The organism is Pantoea sp. EKM21T (assembly GCF_011800405.1).
In the GTDB taxonomy this organism is placed as follows: Bacteria; Pseudomonadota; Gammaproteobacteria; order Enterobacterales; family Enterobacteriaceae; genus Pantoea; species Pantoea agglomerans.
Genome location: NZ_JAALFV010000001.1, coordinates 679,167 through 700,977 on the forward strand (window position 1 = coordinate 679,167; position 21,811 = coordinate 700,977).

Annotated in this window: 19 protein-coding genes; 5 read left to right on the forward strand and 14 right to left on the reverse strand. The window is 52.7% G+C overall.

The features are described 5' to 3' along the window. Positions 1 to 4: 4 nt before the first annotated feature. The gene (gene queA, locus HFD87_RS03340) at positions 5 to 1,075 is read right to left on the reverse strand and encodes a tRNA preQ1(34) S-adenosylmethionine ribosyltransferase-isomerase QueA (protein WP_033779668.1); all 1,071 of its coding nucleotides are present in this window, start codon (positions 1,073 to 1,075) and stop codon (positions 5 to 7) included. Positions 1,076 to 1,178: 103 nt separating this feature from the next. Here queA and HFD87_RS03345 point away from each other — a divergent pair, with 103 nt between their 5' ends. The 3 genes from HFD87_RS03345 (at position 1,179) to HFD87_RS03355 (ending at position 4,036) form a co-directional block, all read left to right on the forward strand. Continuing rightward, on the forward strand, positions 1,179 to 1,760 hold the full coding sequence (locus HFD87_RS03345) for an ACP phosphodiesterase (RefSeq protein WP_045140718.1): 582 nt from the start codon (positions 1,179 to 1,181) through the stop codon (positions 1,758 to 1,760). Positions 1,761 to 1,966: 206 nt separating this feature from the next. Continuing rightward, positions 1,967 to 2,779: an inositol monophosphatase gene (locus HFD87_RS03350; protein ID WP_010255344.1), complete on the forward strand. Its 813-nt coding sequence runs from the start codon at positions 1,967 to 1,969 to the stop codon at positions 2,777 to 2,779. Then, the gene (locus HFD87_RS03355; RefSeq protein WP_167422928.1) at positions 2,780 to 4,036 is read left to right on the forward strand and encodes a histidine-type phosphatase; all 1,257 of its coding nucleotides are present in this window, start codon (positions 2,780 to 2,782) and stop codon (positions 4,034 to 4,036) included. It begins immediately after the preceding gene. Positions 4,037 to 4,369: 333 nt separating this feature from the next. Here HFD87_RS03355 and HFD87_RS03360 read toward each other — a convergent pair whose 3' ends face one another. The 6 genes from HFD87_RS03360 to HFD87_RS03385 all read right to left on the reverse strand — a co-directional run bounded on the left by HFD87_RS03360 (position 4,370) and on the right by HFD87_RS03385 (position 10,565). Continuing rightward, on the reverse strand, positions 4,370 to 4,657 hold the full coding sequence (locus HFD87_RS03360) for a helix-turn-helix transcriptional regulator (RefSeq protein ID WP_010255342.1): 288 nt from the start codon (positions 4,655 to 4,657) through the stop codon (positions 4,370 to 4,372). A gap of 104 nt (positions 4,658 to 4,761) precedes the next feature. Then, positions 4,762 to 5,499, reverse strand: coding sequence for a molecular chaperone (locus HFD87_RS03365; protein WP_010255341.1), 738 nt, complete (start codon positions 5,497 to 5,499; stop codon positions 4,762 to 4,764). Next, complete coding sequence (locus HFD87_RS03370) at positions 5,499 to 6,788, reverse strand: fimbrial protein (protein ID WP_022626130.1); 1,290 nt, start codon at positions 6,786 to 6,788, stop codon at positions 5,499 to 5,501. Before HFD87_RS03370 ends, HFD87_RS03365 begins: the two co-directional genes overlap by 1 nt. Before the next feature lie 10 nt (positions 6,789 to 6,798). Continuing rightward, positions 6,799 to 9,282 (reverse strand): fimbria/pilus outer membrane usher protein, encoded by a 2,484-nt coding sequence (locus HFD87_RS03375; RefSeq protein WP_167422929.1) that lies wholly within the window; start codon positions 9,280 to 9,282, stop codon positions 6,799 to 6,801. Between the two features lie 18 nt (positions 9,283 to 9,300). Continuing rightward, entirely contained in the window at positions 9,301 to 9,972 is a 672-nt protein-coding gene (locus HFD87_RS03380) for a molecular chaperone (RefSeq protein WP_010255337.1), read from the reverse strand. A gap of 38 nt (positions 9,973 to 10,010) precedes the next feature. Next, positions 10,011 to 10,565: a fimbrial protein gene (locus tag HFD87_RS03385; protein ID WP_010255336.1), complete on the reverse strand. Its 555-nt coding sequence runs from the start codon at positions 10,563 to 10,565 to the stop codon at positions 10,011 to 10,013. A 391-nt stretch (positions 10,566 to 10,956) separates the two neighbouring features. Here HFD87_RS03385 and HFD87_RS03390 point away from each other — a divergent pair, with 391 nt between their 5' ends. Both HFD87_RS03390 and HFD87_RS03395 read left to right on the forward strand, forming a co-directional pair. Continuing rightward, positions 10,957 to 11,880: a winged helix-turn-helix domain-containing protein gene (locus HFD87_RS03390; protein ID WP_167422930.1), complete on the forward strand. Its 924-nt coding sequence runs from the start codon at positions 10,957 to 10,959 to the stop codon at positions 11,878 to 11,880. Beyond that, a complete protein-coding gene (locus HFD87_RS03395) occupies positions 11,873 to 12,331 on the forward strand; it encodes a hypothetical protein (protein WP_010255330.1) in 459 nt (152 codons plus the stop codon). The genes HFD87_RS03390 and HFD87_RS03395 overlap by 8 nt, the downstream gene beginning before the upstream one ends. A 67-nt stretch (positions 12,332 to 12,398) precedes the next feature. On the opposite strand, the gene HFD87_RS03400 is transcribed toward HFD87_RS03395, so the two are convergent. From HFD87_RS03400 to phoB, 7 genes are all read right to left on the reverse strand, one after another. Continuing rightward, positions 12,399 to 13,967, reverse strand: a complete 1,569-nt coding sequence (locus HFD87_RS03400; RefSeq protein WP_243207454.1) for a sensor domain-containing diguanylate cyclase — start codon at positions 13,965 to 13,967, stop codon at positions 12,399 to 12,401. 441 nt (positions 13,968 to 14,408) lie between these two features. Further along, positions 14,409 to 15,761: a proline-specific permease ProY gene (proY, locus tag HFD87_RS03405; RefSeq protein ID WP_010255326.1), complete on the reverse strand. Its 1,353-nt coding sequence runs from the start codon at positions 15,759 to 15,761 to the stop codon at positions 14,409 to 14,411. A 70-nt stretch (positions 15,762 to 15,831) separates the two neighbouring features. Then, positions 15,832 to 17,151, reverse strand: coding sequence for a branched-chain amino acid transporter carrier protein BrnQ (brnQ, locus tag HFD87_RS03410; RefSeq protein WP_010255323.1), 1,320 nt, complete (start codon positions 17,149 to 17,151; stop codon positions 15,832 to 15,834). Positions 17,152 to 17,542: 391 nt separating this feature from the next. Continuing rightward, the gene (locus tag HFD87_RS03415; protein WP_167422931.1) at positions 17,543 to 18,649 is read right to left on the reverse strand and encodes a cobalamin-independent methionine synthase II family protein; all 1,107 of its coding nucleotides are present in this window, start codon (positions 18,647 to 18,649) and stop codon (positions 17,543 to 17,545) included. 165 nt (positions 18,650 to 18,814) lie between these two features. Next, positions 18,815 to 19,735: a PstS family phosphate ABC transporter substrate-binding protein gene (locus HFD87_RS03420; protein ID WP_010671186.1), complete on the reverse strand. Its 921-nt coding sequence runs from the start codon at positions 19,733 to 19,735 to the stop codon at positions 18,815 to 18,817. A 19-nt stretch (positions 19,736 to 19,754) separates the two neighbouring features. Then, positions 19,755 to 21,068 carry a phosphate regulon sensor histidine kinase PhoR gene (gene phoR, locus HFD87_RS03425; protein WP_010255313.1) on the reverse strand — a complete coding sequence of 438 codons (1,314 nt, stop codon included), beginning with the start codon at positions 21,066 to 21,068 and terminating at the stop codon, positions 19,755 to 19,757. Positions 21,069 to 21,082: 14 nt separating this feature from the next. Further along, positions 21,083 to 21,772 (reverse strand): phosphate response regulator transcription factor PhoB, encoded by a 690-nt coding sequence (gene phoB, locus HFD87_RS03430; protein WP_003852491.1) that lies wholly within the window; start codon positions 21,770 to 21,772, stop codon positions 21,083 to 21,085. Positions 21,773 to 21,811: the final 39 nt, after the last annotated feature.

Consider the following 21,811-nt stretch of genomic DNA (forward strand, 5'->3'; position numbering starts at 1 on the left):
TAAATCAGTCGCCCACTTTTTCCAGCGGCGCCTGCGGATTTTTGCTGATAAACATCGCGTCACCATAACTGAAGAAACGATATTGCTCAGCCACGGCTGCGCGGTACGCGGCCATGGTGTGCTGATAACCGGCAAACGCCGAGACCAGCATAATCAGAGTCGATTCGGGCAGATGGAAGTTGGTGATCAGCGCATCGATCACCTGATACTCATAGCCCGGATAGATAAAAATCTGGGTATCGTCGAAGAACGGCGCAATCAGGGCATCCTGACTCGCTTTGGCGGCACTCTCCAGCGAACGGACAGAGGTGGTGCCGACAGCGACCACCTTATTGCCGCGTGCTTTACAGGCCAGCACCGCATCAACAACCTCCTGCGGCACTTCGGCATATTCAGCATGCATGTGATGCTCTTCGATGTTGTCGACGCGCACTGGCTGGAAGGTTCCCGCACCGACATGCAGCGTCACAAACGCCATCTCAATGCCCTTCTCTTTCAGCGCCTGCAGCAGCGGTTCATCAAAATGCAGACCGGCGGTCGGTGCCGCAACGGCACCCGGCCGGGCACTGTAAACCGTCTGATAGAGCTCGCGATCCGCCTCTTCATCCGGACGGTCGATATAAGGTGGCAGAGGCATATGGCCGACGCTGTTGAGGATGTCGAGCACCGCGCGCTCATCATCAAACACAATCTCAAACAGCGCATCGTGACGCGCCACCATCGTCGCTTTGACGCTCTCGTCTTCGCCCAGCAGCAGTTCTGCTCCCGGCTTCGGCGCTTTCGAGGCGCGCACATGGGCCAGCACACGCTTGTCGTCGAGCATCCGCTCCACCAGCATCTCGATTTTGCCGCCACTGGCTTTGCGGCCAAAGACGCGCGCCGGAATCACACGGGTGTTGTTGAACACCAGCAGATCGCCCGGATTCAGCTTATCCAGCACGTCGGTGAACACACCGTGCGACAGCGTCCCGCTGGGACCCTCGAGCGACAGCAGACGACAGCCGCTGCGCTGCGCCTGGGGATAGTGAGCAATCAGGGATTCGGGCAGTTCAAAAGCAAAATCGGCGACACGCATGAAAGAGTTCTTTCTCAGGCAAAAACAGGCGGCACAGTTTAGCGGAAAATCGACCAATTCTGAACAACTGGCTGCGCAAAGGCAGTTCAGCCTATAATGCGGCATGAACTTTCTTGCTCATCTCCATCTGGCTAAGCTGGCCGACAGCTCCTTACTCGGCAATTTAATGGCCGATTTTGTGCGTGGCAACCCGCACCAGTACTGGTCTGCGCCCGTCGCGGACGGCATTCTGATGCACCGTCGTCTCGATGTGATGACCGATGCGCTGCCGGAAGTGCGCAGCGCCCGTCAGCTGTTCCGTGCCGAAACCTATCGCGTGGCACCCATTACGCTGGACGTCATCTGGGACCATTTTCTGGCCCGGCACTGGCAGCACTTCACGCCCGGCCAGACGCTGGTGCACTTTTCTGCCGCCGCCGAACGTGAAATCATGCCGCAACTGGCAGACACCCCCATCGAGTTTCAGGAACTCAACGCGGTGATGTGGCGCGAGCGCTGGTTTGAGCATTATGCCCAGCCCGCGCGGCTGGAGCGGGTGCTGCACGGCATGGCCAGCCGCCGTCCACGCCTGGCGGCCCTGCGCGACTCTTACCACGATTTCACGCAACACTATGATCAGCTGGAAGCGCTGTTTTTTGTTTTTTATCCGCGTTTAATGGCGCTGGCGACCAGCAGAACCCTGTAAAACCCGATCCTCTGCTGCCGGGCTGGCGGACGCCAGCTTTCGCCCGCCGGGAAAGCGCCTCACCCGACCCCGCACCATCTTGCCATTGCTGCCTATCTGCGGCTTAATGAAGCCTTTCTTAACAATAGTTAAGTAAATATCACAGCCAGACCGCCTGTTCAGGCGTGCCTTCCGTTCGTTTTGACCAAAAGACATAAGAGGAAAAGATGTCATCCGCTTCGCATTCTGAAATTGACGCGCGTTACCGTTACGCCTGCGACATCGCCCGTGCGGCGGCCAGCCGGGCTTATTCGTGGTATCAGCAGCGTCAGACACTGGTGGTGGAACACAAAAGGGATTTGCAGGACGTGGTCAGCGAGGCTGATCGTAACGTTGAGGCATTGATTAAGACATTAATCGCTGAGCGCTTTCCTGACGATGCTGTCTATGGCGAAGAGAGCGGTGGTGAGGTTCAGGGCGCGCCCTTTATCTGGGTGGTCGATCCCATCGACGGCACCGCCTGCTTCGTCAACGGCCTGCCTAACTGGTGCGTCTCGCTGGCGGTGGTCTGTGACGGCGAACCAGTGATCGGCGTGGTCTGCGATCCCAATCATCAGGAGCTGTTTCACGCACGAGCAGGTCAGGGTGCGTGGGTTAATGAGAGCCGTTTGCAGGTTCATAGCGCGACGCATCTCAACGAGGGTTTGCTCGGCATCAGCAACTCCAGTCGCACCCCTGCCGAAAGCGTCTCGCGCCTGATTAGCGGCTTAACTGAACAGGGTGGCATGTTTATTCGCATCGGTTCTGGCGCGCTGACCAGCGCCTGGGCGGCCGCCGGGCGACTGATTGGCTACTATGAAGCGCATATGCATCCCTGGGATAGTCTGCCGGGCATCGTCCTGATGCGCGAAGCGGGCGGCGTTACTAATGATTATCTGCGCAACGAAGGACTCAAAAACGGCAACCCGGTGTTGCTGGCCAATGCGACTCTTTATCCAAAAATCAAAGCGCTGACCGGTAATCGCGCGCTGGAGGAGTAAATGACGCTGCCAGGCCTGTACCGCTGCGCGCTGATCCTCTGTTCTCTCTGGCTGTTAAGTCCGGTGTCACAGGCGGCGGATTACCAGCTGGAGAAGGTGGTCGAACTGAGCCGTCACGGTGTCCGTCCGCCCACCCCCGGCAATCGTAAAGAGATTGAAGCCGCCAGCCAGCAACCCTGGACGCAGTGGACCACCGCCGATGGTGAGCTGACCGGTCATGGCTACAGCGCGGTGGTCAATAAAGGACGCTGGCAAGGCGAGCACTATCGCCAGCTCGGCCTGCTGGGCGCGGGCTGTCCTGATGCGGCACAGGTCTACGTGCGCGCCAGTCCGCTGCAGCGCACCCGTGCCACGGCCACAGCGCTGACTGACGGGGCCTTTCCCGGCTGCGGCGTGCCGGTGCATCACGTAGCGGGCGAAGTCGATCCCCTGTTTCAGAGTGAAAAGCTGACGATCACCCAGAGCGATCCTGCTCAGGAGCTGGCGGCTAAGCAGCAGAAAGCGGGCGATCTGGCGCGGCTGCAACAGCAGTTGCAACCCGCCATTCAGCAGCTGAAAGCCGCCGTCTGCCCGCCCGCGACTGACTGCCCCCTCTTTGATGCGCCCTGGTCGTTCCGGCAAACCCGTAATGGCAACACATACGTTTACGGGCTGAGTGTGATGGCAAGCATGGTGGAGACGCTGCGACTGGGCTACAGCGAAAACCTGCCGTGGGATCAGCTCGCCTGGGGACACATCACCTCGGCCGCGCAGATCACCACGCTGCTGCCGCTGCTGACCGCAAACTACGATCTCAGCAACGACGTGCTCTATCAGGCACAGCGCCGTGGCTCGATATTGCTCAACGCCCTGCTGGAGGCGATTGCTTCCGATAGCGCGCCGGGCCGCTGGCTGATTCTGGTGGCACATGACACCAATATTGCGATGGTGCGCACCCTGATGGGCTTTAGCTGGCAGTTGCCAGGCTATTCACGCGGCAACATTCCACCGGGCAGTAGTCTGGTGCTGGAGCGCTGGCGCGACACCCACAGCGGCGAACGTTTTTTGCGGCTCTATTTCCAGGCGCAGAGTCTGGATGGGATTCGTCAGTTACAACAGATTGATGATAAACATCCGTTATTACGTCAGGAGTGGCATCAGCAAGACTGCAGAATCACCGATGTCGGCGTGCTCTGCCCTTATCAATCCACGCTGATTCAGTTGCGGAAAAAGCTGGATGACAGCGCTGTGCTGCCGGTTTCGGTTATATTGCCCTGAGTCTGTGGCTAATCAAATTCAGGCCGCAGCATCAACGCGGCCTGAATAATGTTAACCGCTGTTAATTAACGCCATTCCGACCTTTTCTTATTTAAATCGCCTGACTATCAGCGCCACTCGTTTTGTTTTACGATAGACCCGTCAATCATCCCTTTATTAACTATTTTCCTGTAATTCTTGAGTATTTCGGCGACTGGTTTCGCCGTTTTTTATTTCTCTCTTTCTGTCTTCTCCCCCTGTGCCCATGTACCCACACGCGCTCTCGCCTGAAGCTACATACCCGGCCTGGAAAATAGTAAGGTTGAATTTAATTGCCTCCTTAAAATCAACCTGTTAATCCCTTACCTGCTGATTACGGGAGTCAGGAACACTTCGGCGCAGAATACTGAATTCCGCGGCACTGTCCTGATATATCGATCGATTCCCCAGATACCACATAATAAATTCATTATTGTTTTTTACTCCTATTTTCCTCATCACCCTTCTTTTGTAATAACTAACGGACTTCTCAGTCAGCCCTAACCATTCGGCTATCTGCTTCAGGGTCATGCCGGTCATAAAGAACCAGGTGACAGCGACTTCATTCTCAGTAAATGACATGCAGCGTTGGGTATTATCCATAAACGTCACAGTTCCTCCATTGCTTAAAACGGATTAAATAATGTTGTAAAAGCTGTAAACAGCGTTATTCTGCCAGTCTGGAACCAGCGTATATAAGGTGAAAACTAATTCAGGTTTTTAGTGAAAACGGCCTCTTTTCCGACGTCATCGACCAGCGTGTATTCAACGGTCATTTTTTTATTTTTTATTACTTCAGGCAAACTAAAACCTTTATTGTCATAAGGAGCAATCATTCTGTCCATGCCCAGTTTTAGTGACTGCTCTCCAGCCAATGACGTAACTTTTAATGAAACAGGCGTCACAAAATAGGGCGTAGGATTACTCAGCTCGAGTGAATGACCGTTGTCGGCAATGCGGACGTTTATAGCGCCGCCAATACTGTTAATGTCCATACTGCTATTGAAAGGCCGATAGGTAATTCTCAGCTGGGTGTTTAATCCGACTTCTATTTTATTGGCCGTTTTCTCCTGCTGAGAAGATTTGACACCCGGAATTTCATAGAGATTTATCCAGAATACGGACTCACGATCACGGGGTAAATCAAGTATTTTTTCCGTCGGCAGTATTTTAAGGTTCAGAATTTTACCCGGTGTCATCCTGGCGACTGCTGGAATAATAGCAAAAGGGTAATTTTTTTCTTTATTAATATCGCCGGCGCTTCCATCATCAACCCAGCTCTGAAGTAACACCGGCGCCTGACTGTCGTTGTTGACGATGAGCAGGCGCCTGCCGCTGTCCTTGCTGCTGAACAGCACCCTGTCCTGCAACGGCATAATCGTGGCATGGAGTTCCGCCGCATTAAACAGAAAAATAAAACTCACCCAATATAAAAAATATCTCATCACCAGTACCTCACAATAATATGCGCCGTCGCATCTATTTTCCCAGGCGTGACAGGTTTTGCGGGGTCAACGATGCCATAGAATGCGAAATACTGAGACGTGATATCTACCTGAGTGGGGGTATTTTGAGAACGCGAGATTTCCCCATCCAGAAGAGAAAACCAGCCTTTTGTATAATCATTAGTGTATGCGTTGGTTATAAATCCGACCGTCTTACCGGCAACAGACACACCTATGCCGACGTTTGACGCATATCCATCCTGTCCATAATTATCCGATAACGCATAACGTGACCACAAAACGTTGTTCCCGGACATAGGATGATCAGTGCTGAATGCGACCGAAATTTTATCAGGTCCAACACCTGCATTCCGGTTGATAAAGCCATTAACGAGCGCCCCACCGCACCGATAGGTTACAGTAAAGTCCTTACCTATTGTTTCAAAATCAGACTTCAACGCAGTGACAGTGACTGGCGGTAAAATGACAGGATTTGTATAGCTGTAGACGCGACATCCCCAGGGCGTTTGCACGAACGTGTTTGCCGTAGAGTATTGCATCCCAAAGCCAATCCAGTTCCAGTTACTGAACCCGTCCCAGTTCGTGTTACTGTCAGCACCTGGGATAGTGATATTTTTTTTGTCGTTCCAGCCCGGCCCGACAAAAACCGTATAGCCGTTGGGCTGGGGACAGGTATATGCAATACCGCTGGCGGAATCATCCGCAGGGCCATTACATCCCCAATGCGCAACCGGATCGCCTCCTCTCATTGTGGATGGTAAGCGGTAAATTTCTGCCGTCACACCGCTGAAGTCACGGGCATAAAAGTTGAGCTTGTTACCCTCCCGGTGCCCTTCAATTGGTGAATGCTGCCAGTACCTTGAGAACACCTTACCGTCACTGTCACGAATCAGTTTGATGCCGATAAAAGGAAAATAGGTCTGATAGACGCCCTCTCCCGCGCTGATATTGCCCCCCACGTTACTGTCGCCGTTAGTGGCAAAATACTCATAGGTCTGTCCCTGATCGGCAAGATCACAGGTGTATAACAGCTGGTTCTCCCCTTCAGGCAAGGATTGAGCCTGCCCTACCGTGGCCGTAGTGGAGCCAATCAGTCCAGTTGGCATAAACTCCGCGGGCTGAAGTTTTATTGAACCAAAAATCAGAGGCACACCGCCTTTACTGTCATCGCCCTGTCTGGCTTTATAGACAGGCTGGCATGTGGCGAAGGCTGACGATGTAAAAAACGCCACGATCGGCAGGGAAAAAATGACTGCATACTTTTTCATGCATAAGGCCTTATTGACAGACTGCGGTAATATAATTCAGCGCTTTCGTGGACTGAGTATCTACAGGCGTATAACGGATGGTGCACTGTTCATCGGGCGCGCTGCCCCACCGGGCGGTCAGTATCTGACGGTTTTCCAGCCGCAGATAGGTATTACCGGCCTGGCTTACCGTTGCAACGTTATTTCCACCGGAATCGAAAATATCTGACCCCAGGGGGACATAGCTGCCATTCGCCCGCCTGAGCTGCATCATGACCGGTATGCCCTGGCGCGTTTTGAAGACCACCCGGTTGACGGAACCCGCGTATGGCGTCACAACGTGCTGGCTGTCAATAATATCGACATCCGCGGATGCCCCTTCCGGCGCATCAAGGTTGATGTTGTTACGTCTGTAAGGCATCAGCGAAGGAACGATTGCATAACCTGAACTGTCGATTTTAATGTTCTGGCCATTGAGTACCGTGGCGCCCTCTGCCCCTTTTGCTTCCACAATGGCAAACGTGTTACTCACGGTATGCCCCAGTGTGATCCCGCCACTGTGCAACGCGATGGCACCGCTCATCGAACCGGATGCCTGCCAGTTTCCCGGAGATTTTGAGACCGTTCCACTCACGTTGGCTTTGGGCAGAATGGTCGCCAGATTCAGACCCGAACTGTTTCCTGAGCGGTCGCGACTGTAATTCACACCCCACTGGGTCGTGTTGTCTTTACCTGCGCTGCCGGACAGCGAGGTCTGGTAGCTGTGTTCACTATTACTATTGATGTATGACGCAGACAGGGTTGTATTACGGGTATCACGCCCGATAGGCACAGAAAAATTCAGCGCAAACTGGGTGTCTTTGTAATATTCCTTGTGCCGTTTTTCGTCAGGTACTCCCCATCTCTGCGCGTCAGAAATCCGGGTGCGGTACTGTCTGGAAATACTGAAATCCATGTGAATGCCGTAAGGCAATGCCGTGTTGTATCCCACCTGATAAGAGGTGTCTTTGTTTCGTCCGTCATAGTAATTTTGCGATGAGCCGGAAACGTAAATGCTGCCCAGTGAACCTAGCGGTTGGCTGACATTGAGCTGAAGACGGTTTTTTTGCATGTACGTTCCCCCCTCCACCGACGACAGCGGGGTGTCCGAGTTGTTCAGGGCAACGATATCCTGAAGATCCCGGTAGCCACGGGTGGAATACCGGTAGCCGGCAAAACTGATGGTGGTGCCAACCGGACCCAGCGTTTTACTGTACTCGGTATTCACCATCCACCCCTGCGTGGCGCTGCCATTTCTGAGTCGCGCATTGGACCAGGTTGCAGAAGAACCGAATGCACCGAGTGACGAAGAATAGATGGCCCCACCGCTGGCCGCCTGATAACCACTACCGATACGTAACCCGCTGTTTGCCGTTACCGCATTAGAAACGCCATACTTGACGGAAAGCTCGGTAAACTGGTTGTCACGGCTGTAATCATTGATCTCGCCGGCTGAAAAGCTATAGTCCAGGCGTCCGGGGCGGACGGAACCCGGTAGTGTAGAGTAAGGTACTGAATACTCAGTGAGGCTTCCGTCACTTTCCGTCACCCTGACATTGAGGTCTCCACCGTAGAAAGCCGGTGCCAGGTCATCAATTCTGAAGTTACCCGGTGGAACAGTCGTCTCATAGATTTTGTATTTTTTTTGAAAGACTTCGACTTTCGCATTGGTTCTCGCTGTACCTCTCACCGTCGGCGCATACTGAACCATGGAAGGGGGTAACACGCGGTTATCGGTCCTGAGACTTACACCGGTAAAACCGAGCCCGCTGAATGCATCAGAGCCCGAACTGAGCTGGCCTAGCAGCAGCTCACTTCGCAGTGACGGCAAGCCCCGACTGGCGTACAGGCGTGAGGAGTGCCATCTGGACCCAAAACGGTTACGGTTGAAATTCCCCTGCTGCCGGAACTGCCACTTTCCTGCGTTAAAGCCGCTGCTAAGTCCAACATACGTCGAACTCACTCCGCCTGTATGGGTGCTATGTGACTCATACTGGTTGACCGTGTAATTCGAAAATAAGGCGGTACTGCCTGCCTCAAACTCACTTGAGGGAATATAATCATCCGGACGGTATACCAGCAGAGACTGAGGCACAGTAATGTTTACCCGCAGAGAAGAAAGGTCGGGCGAAGTCTTTACCTCCGGCAGAACAGCTTCAAGCGCGTATTTTCTGTCATTAACCAGGGCTTCTGGCTTCTTTTTAAGAGGTAAACTGTTGATAAACTCACCTGTAAATAACGGCGTCAGCGACTTACCTTTTCGTTCAAAAGTCAGCGACTTTTTTGAAAATAATTTATTGTTTATGTAAACAGAAACGTCATATTCACCGGGGTTATAAAATGTGTCTTCTCCTGACAATGCGGAAATATCGCTCAGGCCGCCCGCACTGAGCATGGCGGGGCTGAATTCATATTCTTCCGCATAAATAGAAAACGAGCAGAGATAAATAAGCAGGTAATAAATTCTGATTTTCATTTTCGTAACAACATCACATCATTTATCTTTAATCAGGAAATTTACTGGCGTGCCATAATCATTGATCATCACCGCATTAAGCGGACCACTAAGACGATCGCCCTTGAGGACTGCGGAATAATCGTCACCCGGCAATAGCGTCAATTTTTCTGCCAGGATCCGCTTTCCATTGCTGATATCTCTGATGGATAGAATATTCGGCGATTTGTTGCTGATCACTAAAGCTCCTCCCTGCAATCGGTATGAAACTTTATTTTCATCTTTCGAAGAAAAAGCATTGACTGCAGCCGGTCTGTAAATAACTTTCAGCCGACTCCGGATGATGATATTCAGCCGGTCATCGTCATTTTCATTTTTCCTGACGCCCGGAATCTGAGTAAAGTCCAGATAAAAGAGCGACTCTCTATTCTGAGGCAACTCACTGGATAACAGTTTAACTTTTACCGTCTGCCCCCCTTTCTCTTTAATTTTAAAAACAGGCGGCACGGCAACAAAATCTGGTTTGTCTTTATTATCCGATTCAACCTGAACAATAAACGGATTGTCACTGGTGTTATCAAACATAATGGTCTTCTCAAGCGTACCCGCCATCACAATACGCGAAGCATTCATGACTACCGCAGCCTGAGTTACGCCACTGATTAAAAAAAAGAAAACTGAAATTATTTTCAGATAAGTCACAAGTTTCATAATTTATTCCAGCCCCGCGAAAACGCGGGGCGCAGTTTTTAAAGATAACTGATAGCGTACTGAACGGTCGCTTCAACCTTACCGGCTGTTGCAGCCCCACCGGTAGCAATATACCGAGCGGTATACTGTGCTTCTCCGCTGGTTTCATTCGGATTGAGCGAGAATGCCTTAGCAGTTGCTTCGCCTGATTTTAAATCAATGACATTATTGTCAGGGTCCAGTAACTGAATCGCGACGTTACTTGCCGGAGAGTCAGTTGCAATATTTTTCAGGTTACCGGAAGCATCAACATTGGATGATGCAAAATGAATTTTAATGTCCTGAGTCGCTGTTTTAGGATCCGTACATCCTGTCAGCTTCATGCTGAAATTTGTGGGTGTAGACGTATTCCCCGTCGCGGAAAGATCGCTGACCTTTGCCGTCTGCAGCAAGATAACAGGTGCAGCTGAAGTTGAATCGTTGACGCTGACGTTACACGTCTGGGCAGAAACTTCACCTTTGAAGCGGATACTGTTTTCCTGTGCTGCATATACACTGCTGGCCGATAATGCGGTCAGGGCAACGAACCCGGTCAATAAAGTTTTTTTAAACATTCCAGTACTCCTTGAAATTTTTTTCTGTTAATAGACATGCTGACTGATGCCTGAGTAAATAAACCAGGAGAGAGAAAATCCAACATGGTTAATACTGTCAGGGCACTTAAATCCATAGACACAATTAAGCCAGCGAAAGCATCTTACGAGCGAAGTGAGATAAACACACCTTTGAATTTCTCTAATCTTGTTTAAATTTATATGAATTTTATATTCAATATTATATTCATAAAAAACAATGAGTTACTTGCAGTACCCACATAAAAAATCATGCAAAACATAAAAATAAATTTGCAATAAAAAGATGTGATATACTTATTTAAACTGATCTGATTAGCTTCAGGCTCACAATTTTTCTATTTCACAAAACTTTCACCTGCGCATTAGCCGTATGTTTTATGCGGGGTCTTTATTTTTTTCACTGGTGGAGAATGCTTTGAGCAGAAAAATCACTCTTAACAGTTTTCTGATATTTGAACCGGATAAAAAAAGAATTACCGGCAGGGGCAACCCGGCGGTTATCAGCGCATCCGCATCACTGTGTCTGGAACTTCTCATTGATAATGTAGGGCAACTTGTCACACATCAACAGTTCTATGACTATGTATGGCGTCGGTTTGGTACGGAACCGGCCTCAACGACTCTTTATCAGAATATCTCGGCGCTGAGACGCGCGCTGAATAAAGCCGGTCTTCAGGAAGATATCATCCGGACCATGCCGCGGAAGGGGTTTCTCCTTTCTCCACAGACAACCGTTGAGAGAGAAAGTCTTTTTTCCTTTACATCTGTCAGCACTGAGTCGGAAAGTGCCCACTCTCTCTCCGCCGGCGGCAATGAAATGCCAGAGCACAGCCTCCCTGATGAAAGAATGAGGAATACTCAGAATGAGCAAAAATCAGATTCTGAAAACAAGATTTCTTCATATTCACCCCTGACACAACATCCGTTTTTTTCAGCTTTTTTTAAGTCAAAAAAAATGATGATCGCAACCTTTATGCTTTTTTTGGCACTTTTTTTTTCGTCTTTTTTATATTTCAGATCCGGACCGAATCATAATGACACTGTGTTTATTTACAGCACTAACTACAAAGGCTGCATAATCTTCAATAATGCGGATGGGTGGCTGATAAAGGATGAGGTGAAGGAACAGGTTGATGAGATGAAATTAAATTGCAGTATAGCACCTTATATCTACCTTACCGCATTCAAACATGCAGACAGTCTTTCTTATTTTAACTGCGAGCATCCGTTGAATGGACATGTCAGAGCAAATTGCCGTTCGTATTACTTTGTGAAGAAACTGAATAATGATTAAAGTTATCCTCCTGATTATCTTGTGCATTGTCATCTATTCTTTCGCGCCATTCAGCAGGAACGGTGAAAACACCATTTCTTGTACAGCTGATGTGTCCTATCAATGGAAGCAGGACCGGATGGACTTACTTATTACGCAAACCCTTCTTGACGGAAAAGGCGTTCTTTCAATGTCTGGGATCTTATATGATAAAAATGAAACAAAATCTTATCTGAGTAAAACGATTTCATTTTCATACTTACAGAACCAATTTTTTTACTACTTCAGGTCTGAGCTGATCATGAACTCCCCTCAGATGACGATGAGCCTTTCCGATCAGAAGAAATGGTTACCCGACTTTTTTACAGATAACAATATGCCGCTGGTACTCAAGATCAGGCCTTATGGTAAAGATGCCTGGATTTTTTATGCCGAAAACACACCGCTTTTCATCTGTGAGAGAAGCAATTAACGGCCAGGCTGACGGGTAACTACACGCGGACTCTGCATTCGACTGAAGCGGATCATAAAAACGTACCTCAGGGTGAGTGAACCGAATGTGCCTGGGTCACCACCCGGTTCCGGCCTTCATGCTTGGCCCTGTACAGAAGGTGGTCTGCCACAACCAGCGCTTTTTCTCTGTCATCGCCATCGTGAGCGAGCTCACAAACGCCTGCTGAAATCGTAATGTGCTTCACTGCGGGAAACTGCGCGTTTGCAATGTTTTCACGTATACGGTTTACAACCAATCCGGCTTCGGTCAGCGTTGTGTCTGGAAAAAAAATGACAAACTCTTCACCGCCAAACCGGCAGATGATGTCCTGAGTACGGCATCCTTTTTTTAATAGATCTGATACGGCCACCAGTACCTCGTCCCCTGTATCGTGTCCGAACTGATCATTAACCTGTTTAAAGTGGTCGATATCAAACAGAGCCAGGCTGTGTGAACCCTGTCCCCCGACAAAAGGTGCCGTGAGTTGATCGAAGCCCCGCCGGTTGTGTAATTTCGTCAGATGATCCGTCAGAGCATCATCGCGCAGTATAGAAAATGTTTTATCGATGGCTGCTGAATAAGCCTGAAATGCTTTTTTTAGCCTGTCAGCTTCTTTGTACCACGTTTTAATTCCGTCCATTTTTCCTGATAATCGCCCGATCGCGCCTGAGCTGGTCAGGCGGGCCAGATTTTCGAGTGGCTGTGAAATTCTGGCGGAGATGTAAAGACTCACAATGACCAACAGAAGCGCCAGCACCAGCCCGTAGAGGATCACATCACTTACGATGCGGTTGAGAATTGCGCTCGTCACGTCAGATGAAACGCAGACGAATACATGCCAGTTCGTTTTCACAACGTCCGAATAACCCAGCAGGCAACTCTGTTGATTAAACAGGGTTTTCACTGCGCCATATTTTTTCTGTTTCAGTTGCGCCGACAGATCCGCACTCAGGTTGATGCTTTTTCCGGTCAGAGCCTCATCCGCGGAGTAAACCACTTCACCGGTATCGGAAACAATGCTGACAGTCGTCTTATCAGCATAGAAGTGCTGGTTCAGAAGACGGCTCAGCATACTGCTCCTGGTCAGATAGATTGAGCCTGCCAGATACCCCAGATATTCGCCTGACGGCGAATAGACCGGGTTCGACAAAAAGACGAGATAGTTTCCCGTATAGGGGGTGAATGGGTCAGAAACAAAAGGGCCTTTTTTTACGGCCTCCAGCTGCCCGGACGCCACACTCAGCGACGTACCGGATGGAATGAAATTTAAGGGAGAAGCGGCCACGACCCGCCCCTCGGGCGACAGGGCCAGCACGGAACTGAACATGTCTGACTGCAGACGTAGCCTGTCGGTTTCATGCTGCAGAACCTGCAAATCCCTGTAGCTGGTTATCTGTGCGGCGCTGAAAGCCAGTTCCTTCTGGGCCGTCCGGAACATGTTATCGGCAGTGTTGGCCAGTTTACGTGCATATGCAGTGCTGGATTCAAGGAGACGTTGTTCTGCCTGGTTCCTCAGCACAAAGCCGGTCACTGTGGAAAGCAGAATTGCTGTAAGGAGTATGCAGCACACAGAGTGCAGGCACAGCAGACTCTTTAGTGAGGGCTTGTTGAACATGGTTTGTCCCTGAATGACTTGTTATTTGTGTTGCCGAATTAATGCTGGCACGGACAGTTAACAAGATAGGGGCGGTCAGGCAATTAGTAAATCAGCATTATTGTTGATACGAATAGAGCCTGAGACGCATTTGCAGGCGTCAATCCAGCGAAATAAAGCGCGGATTGACTGTCATAAGCGCCACATCGATATCGATCACTACAGATGGACGGCCGGTTACGCCCGTCTGCGCGCCTGAACGATAGTCCCGCTAACGCCCGATGACCATTACTTTCACTCCCCTGCGCCAGTGGCCAGGCTCGCGGCCAGAATTCCCCTCCGGGCGCTGACGAACGCCTTCAGACAAAACCCGATCAGGGAGGCCAAAAAAACAGCCCCAGCCGCAGCATTATCTGCAGCCGGGCTTCAACAGTCTCACTCCAGCCAGCATGGAAAACATCCTTAGCGGACTTTACGAACCAGCTTATAGCCCAGCAGCAGCACCACTATCCACACCATACCGACATAGAGGGAAATGCGGGTATCGGGGAAATAACCAATCAGACCGATAATAAAGCAGAGGAAGGCTACGCCGACGCCAGCAGTCCAGCTGCCGCCTGGCAGCGCAAACTGCAGCTTACTGGCCGCCTCTTTGCCAATTTTGCGACGGAACGCGATCTGCGACAGCAGAATCATGATCCAGACCCACACCGTTGCAAAGGTCGCCAGCGAGGCGATTACCAGGAAGACTTTTTCCGGCATCAGGTAGTTGAGATAAACCGCAATCAGCATGGCGAACATCATCACCACCACCGTCACCCACGGAATCCCGCGCGAAGAGACCTTCATAAAGACCTTCGGCGCATGTCCCTGCTGCGCCATCCCGTGCAGCATGCGGCCCACGCCAAACACATCGCTGTTAATCGCCGAGAGTGACGCGGTCAGCACCACAAAATTGAGGATAGAGGCGGCCGCAGCAATGCCCAGATGCTGGAAGGTCAGCACAAACGGGCTGCCCGAGGTGCCCACCTGATTCCACGGGTAGATCGACATAATCACAAACAGCGTGCCGACGTAGAACACCAGAATGCGCCACGGCACCGAGTTGATGGCGCGCGGAATCGACTTCTCCGGATCTTTCGCTTCACCGGCGGTGATACCGATGATTTCGATACCGCCATAGGCAAACATCACCATCTGCAGCGACAGCAGCATACCGACTACGCCGTGCGCAAAGAAGCCGCCGTTAGTCCAGAGATTGTGGATGCCGGTCGGCTGGCCGCCGTTGCCGAGTCCCCAGATGATCATGCCGAAACCGGCCAGAATCATCACGATAATGGTGGCGACTTTGAAGAAGGAGAACCAGAACTCCACTTCGCCAAACACCTTCACGCTCATCAGATTGACGGCACCGATGATCAGCACCACGCTCAGCACCCAAATCCAGTGCGGCACCTCAGGGAACCAGACGCCCATATAGATGCCGAACGCCGTGACATCCGCAATCGCCACAATCAGGATTTCAAAACAGTACGTCCAGCCGGTGATGTAGCCTGCCATCGGCCCAAGATAGTCCTGCGCGTAACGTGAGAAGGAGCTGGCCTGAGGATTGTTAACGGACATCTCACCCAGTGCGCGCATGATGATGTAAGCCACTGCCCCGCCGATGATATAGGCGAGCAGCACGCTCGGTCCGGCCATTTTTATCGCGTCAGCGGAACCGTAGAACAGCCCGGTGCCAATCGCCGATCCCAGCGCCATAAAGCGGATGTGGCGCGTGCTCAGTCCGCGTTTGAGCTTGTTGGTTTCTTGCATAACAACCTGTACCTGTGAAATGAAAAAACCACGGGCAGGCCCGTGGTTAAAGAAAAATCAGTGCTCTCTGCTACGAGTGAACGGTCACCTGTTCCGGCCCTTTTACCCGATCAACAACAGCGGCAATCAGCAGCATCACCAACGACGGCGGCAACCAGGCGAGACCCTGATCGGCCAGCGGCAAATTCTGACTGAAAGCGGGCAGCAAATCTTTAAACCCGGTGGTTTTAATCGCATCAACAATACCGAACAGCAAGCTGATTAACATGGCTGGCGCGATAATCCGGCTGCTCTTATTCCACCAGTTGAGAGTGAAACTCAGCACCACCAGCACGATACAGGGCGGATAAATCGCCGTCAGTACCGGGATGGAGATCTGAATCAGGTGGCTCAGGCCGAGATTCGACACCACCATGGAGAACAGACCCAGAATAAACACCAGCGTTTTATACGATAACGGCAGGTATTGCGCAAAAAATTCCGCACAGGCACAGGTCAAGCCAACGGCGGTCACCATACAGGCGACGAAGATCAGCGCGGCAAGGAAGAAGCTGCCCATGTTGCCAAAGGTGTGCTGAACATACGCGTGCAGAATCGCTGCGCCATTAGCGTTTTGATCCACCAGCGCACCGCTGCCCGCGCCCAGCTTAAACAGGCAGAGGTAGACCAGCGTCAGGCCCAGACCGGCGATTAACCCTGCCAGCACGGTATAACGGGTCAGCAGCGCGGCATTATCGACGCCACGCGAACGGGCGGCGTTGACAATCACGATACCAAATACCAGCGCGCCCAGCGTATCCATGGTCAGATAGCCATTGACGAAACCGCTGGAGAAGGCCGCACGCTGATAATCAGCGGTAGCCGGAACCGTGCCGCCAGCAGGCCACACCAGGGCAGCAACGCCCAGCACGGTCAGCGCAATAATTTTTAATGGCGCAAGGAAGTGCCCTACCGTGTCGAGTAGCTTGCCGGGATAGAGCGATACGCCAATCACCAGCGTGAAGTAAATCAGGCTATAGATAAACAGCGGCAGCGCGCCATCACCGGTCAGCGGGGCAATACCCATCTCAAACGAGACCGTGGCCGTACGCGGTGTGGCAAACAGCGGCCCGACAGCCAGATAGCAAACGGTGGCCAGCACGATGCCAGCGACCTTGCCAATCGGGGTGCTGAGTGCATCCACGCCGCCGCCGACGCGGGCCAGCGCGATCACGGTCATCACGGGCAGACCGACTGCGGTAATCAGAAAACCAATCGCGGCAGTCCAGACGTGTTCGCCAGACTGAATACCGACCATGGGCGGGAAAATGATGTTGCCCGCGCCAACAAACAGGGCGAATGTCATAAAGCCCAGCGCGAGAATGTCCTTCGAAGTTAAACGATGTGTCATACGGCCTGTCACTGATGTTGCGGTGGAAGTTGGGTTAGTGTTGTCCCCTCGCTGCGTGTAAACCACGACCAGGCTGACAATGTCAGCGCATTATGCTCGTCGCAGGGTAAAGCGCAGGTGATTTAAGCTGCTTTTATTCTGTTCACAGAGGGATGGATCGACAACGGCGCTAAGTAAAACGTTTATAGCGGTGAAAGGCAATACGGGATCGGAAAACCAGAAGGTTATGCCGCCATTTTTTCAAAAGGCAGTGGATAGCGTTAATTTTTGCAGCAGGCACACAAGATGATGTGCCTAAATAATAGACAGAGCGCGAGAAATCCCCGCATAAACGGGCCTGAAGATACACAAAAGGCGCGTTTTACGCGCCTGTCTGCACAACGTTACAGCACTACCAGACCTGATTTGCGATATCGACCACTAAGCGAATCTTCTGCCACTGCTGCGTCTCGGTCAGGCTGTTGCCCTCTTCGGTTGAGGCAAAACCACACTGCGGACTGAGGCAGATCTGATCCAGACTGACATACTGCGCCGCCTCTTCCAGCCGGGTTTTCACCTGCTCCGGATCTTCCAGTTCTCCCACTTTGGTCGTAATCAGACCCAGAACCACCTGCTGATGACCTGGCTTAATGTAACGCAGTGGCTCAAAGCCGCCGGAACGGGCGTTGTCATACTCCAGGAAGAAGGCATCCACGTTGACGCTGCCGAACAGGATTTCTGCGACCGGCCCATAGCCGCCTTCAGAGATCCAGGTTGAGCGGAAGTTGCCGCGACAGACATGCAGACCCACGGTCAGATCGGCAGGTTTACCTTCCAGCGCTTTATTCAACACCTGAGCATAAGTCTGTGCCAGCTGGTCAGGATCGTCGCCACGCGCCCGGATATCGCGCTTCTGATCCTCAGAACAGAGGTAAGCCCAGACGGTATCATCCAGTTGCAGATAGCGGCAGCCCGCGTCATAAAACGCCTGAATAGCTGCTTTGTAGGTCTGCGCCAGATCGTCGAAGTAGTCTGCCAGATCGGGATAGACTTCCGCGTCGATCACCTTGCGGCCACCACGGAAGTGCAGCACGCTGGGGCTGGGAATGGTCATCTTCGGCACCGCATCACCGGCAATACTCTGCAGGAAGCGGAAATGCGCCAGCATCGGATGATCCGCCGGGAAACCGAGTTTGCTCACCACTTTCACGCCATGCGCTTTGGTCTGCACGCCATTAAACTGAATGCCCTGCTCCGCTTCATAGCGCTCTACGCCATTCAGGCCATAGAAGAAGTCGAAGTGCCACCAGCCGCGACGAAACTCGCCATCAGTGACCACTTTCAGACCGTTTTCCCGCTGTTTCGCCACCACATCGCGAATCGCCTCATCTTCAACCTGGCGCAGGGCCGCCGCATCGATCTCTCCGGCTGCAAACTGTTCGCGCGCCTGCTTAATGGCGGCGGGACGCAGAAAGCTGCCAACGGTATCGGCACGGAACGGGGCGGTTTCTCTTTGCATGATCACTCCTGTCTCTCCTGCCGGTAATGACGGCAGGAAATAGTTGCATCCTGATATAAATAGCCATCTGGATGGCTACATGTCTGAACACAGAGTGGCATGGGCGGCTTTCTTCTGCAACTGAAGAAAATTCAGTGATGATGAAAAAAATTCACGTCCGGGGGATTAACGCAGCGCGGCGCGCGCCTGCGTCATCTGACTGTCAGAGAGCGGCAGATAGCCCGCTTCGCTGACCCGCCGCTGTCCCTGTGCCGAAAGTACCTGCTGCAGAAACGCGGCCACCAGCGGCGGCAAAGGTTTGCCGGGCGCTTTATTCACATAGAGATAGAGCGGGCGCGCCCAGGGATAACGGCCACTGCGGATGGCCTCGGCATCCGGGGTAATCGCCTGCCCCTGATCATTCATCACCGCCAGCATTTTTACGCCGCTGAGATGAAAGCCAAAACTGGCGTAGCCGATGCTGCGAGAATTACCGGCCACCGCCTGCACCACTGCGGCCGAGCCGGGAAACTCCGCCACGTCGCTGCGAAAATCACCTTTGCACAGCGCCTGCTGCTTGAAGAAACCCCATGTGCCGGAGGCGGAGTTACGTCCATAGCGCTGAATTGGCCGTTTGCTCCACTGCGCGCCGGTTAAGCCGAGATCGCCCCAGCGCAGCGGCACGCTGTGTGCGCCACACAGACGGGTAATCGAGAAGATAGCGTCGAGCTGACGCGGTTCAATCTGCTGCAGCGGATTGCGCTGATTCACCACCACCACCAGCGCATCCATAGCCACCGGAACCGCCAGCGGCGGATAGCCGTAGCGCGCCTCAAAGGCCTGGCGTTCATCTGCCTGCATCGGGCGGCTCATCGGACCCAGTTGTGCTGCACCCGCCGCCAGCGCGGTCGGCGCAGTAGAAGAGCCGGAGGCCTGAACCTGGACATTGACGCCCGGCGCCTGGCGACTGAAATCTTCGCCCCACAGCGTCATCAGATAGCCCAGCGTATCCGATCCGACGCTGCTGAGATTGCCGGAGAGCGCGCCGGGCTGGGCCAGTGCCAGGCCCGGCAGCAGAGTAACGATCAACAAAAGAAGGATGCGCATCAGGGAGATCCGGCAGCAATTAATGAACGGCATTCTCCTGCATCACGCTGCTGACAATCAACCTTGCTGGCAGCGTAAAGGTAAAACAGGTCTCCTTGTGCGGCACGCTGGTGATATCGAGCCGGGCGTTATGGTGGCTCAGAGCATGTTTCACTATCGCCAGCCCCAGTCCGCTGCCGCCGGTCGCACGCGAACGCGCTTTATCGACCCGGTAGAAACGCTCGGTAAGACGCGGAATATGTTCTGAGGCGATGCCCGGCCCGTTATCGCACACCCGGAAGATAGCCCCCTGTTTGCCGCGCAGCCAGCTGATATCAATTCGCGTGCCATCCGGTGTGTGGTTTACCGCGTTGTAAACCAGATTGGAGATGGCGCTGCGCAGCTGTTCATCGTTGCCGAACACTTTCAGATGGGGATCGGTATGGAAATGGATATCGTGACGGCCGCCACTCAGCGTTGCCGCCTCATGCTGCAGCAGTTTCAGCATCACCGGCACATCGACTTTCTCTTTCAGATCGATTGCGGGCGCGGCTTCAATGCGCGACAGCGTCAGCAGCTGTTTGACCAGGCTGTCCATGCGGCGCGTCTGCTCCGACATAGTGTGCAGCGCTTTGCTGCGCGAAGGCTCGCTCATCACCGAGTCGTTCATCATCTCCAGATAGCCCTGCAGCACCGTGAGCGGTGTGCGCAATTCATGGCTGACATTGGCAAAGAAGTTGCGGCGCGCCCCTTCCAGCTGATGCATCTGCGTGACATCACGCGCCACCAGCAGCCACTGCCCTTCGCTGTAGGGCATGACGCGGAACTCCATGTGAAGTTTGTTGTTCAGCACCAGCGTCAGCGGCTTGTCGAAATCGCGCTGGCGAAGATAGCGCGAGAACTCCGGATAACGGAGCAGATTGAGGATGTTCTGGCCATTATCTTCCGGCCAGCGCAGACCCAGGTGCTGCTGCGCCAGGCCGTTACACCAGAAAATGGTGCCCTCTTCGGTAGTCAGGATCACCGCATCCGGCAGCGACTCGGCACCGCTGCGGAAACGCTTAATCAGATTGCCCAGTTCACGCCGCCGCCGCCGGTTGCGGAGCTGCATCTGGTAAAGACCATAAAACAGCGGTTCCCAGCTGGCACGCCCGGCCGGTGGCGTCATGGTGCGGTCGAGCCACAGCCAGTGCGACAGCCGCATCAGATTGTGAAAATGCCACAACAGCACCGTCAGCACGCTCAGCAGCAGCCACCAGGGCAGACCGCCGAACAGCAGGCCCAGCAGCACTGCGGGCAGACAGACCAGCAGCAGTTCTGTCAGTAATCTCTTCCAGGAGAGGCGTTCCAGCACGGTAAAGGCTCCGTTTAGTAGCGGGCAGAGAAACGATACCCTGTTCCGCGAACGGTTTGTACCATGCGATCGTGGCCGGACACTTCCAGCGCTTTACGTAAACGGCGGATGTGAACATCGACAGTACGATCTTCCACATACACATTGGTGCCCCAGACGTGGTTCAGCAGCTGTTCGCGGCTGTAAACGCGTTCCGGGTGGGTCATAAAGAAGTGCAGCAGCTTATATTCGGTGGGACCCATCTCCAGCGGCGTGGTTTCGGACATCACGCGATGTGAGGAGGGATCCAGACTCAGCCCCTGCATCTCAATCACCTCTTCCACGGCCATCGGCGAAATACGGCGCATCACCGCTTTGATTCTCGCCATCAGCTCTTTAGGTGAAAAGGGTTTGGTAATGTAATCATCGGCACCCACTTCCAGGCCGCGCACCCGATCCTCCTCTTCGCCGCGCGCGGTGAGCATCATCACCGGGATATCGCGTGTCATCGCCTCGCGTTTCAGATGTTTGATAAACTGAATACCGCTGCCACCGGGTAACATCCAGTCCAGCAAAATCAGATCGGGCCAGGGTTCAATCAGCTTGCCAACGGCGCTGTCATAATCTTCCGCCTCGATTGGCTGATAGTCGTTCTGCTCCAGAACAAAACACAACATTTCACGGATGGGGGCTTCATCCTCCACAACCAAAATGCGCTTAGCCATTATTACTCCTGCTGATTATGACGGATGTCACTGAGATTC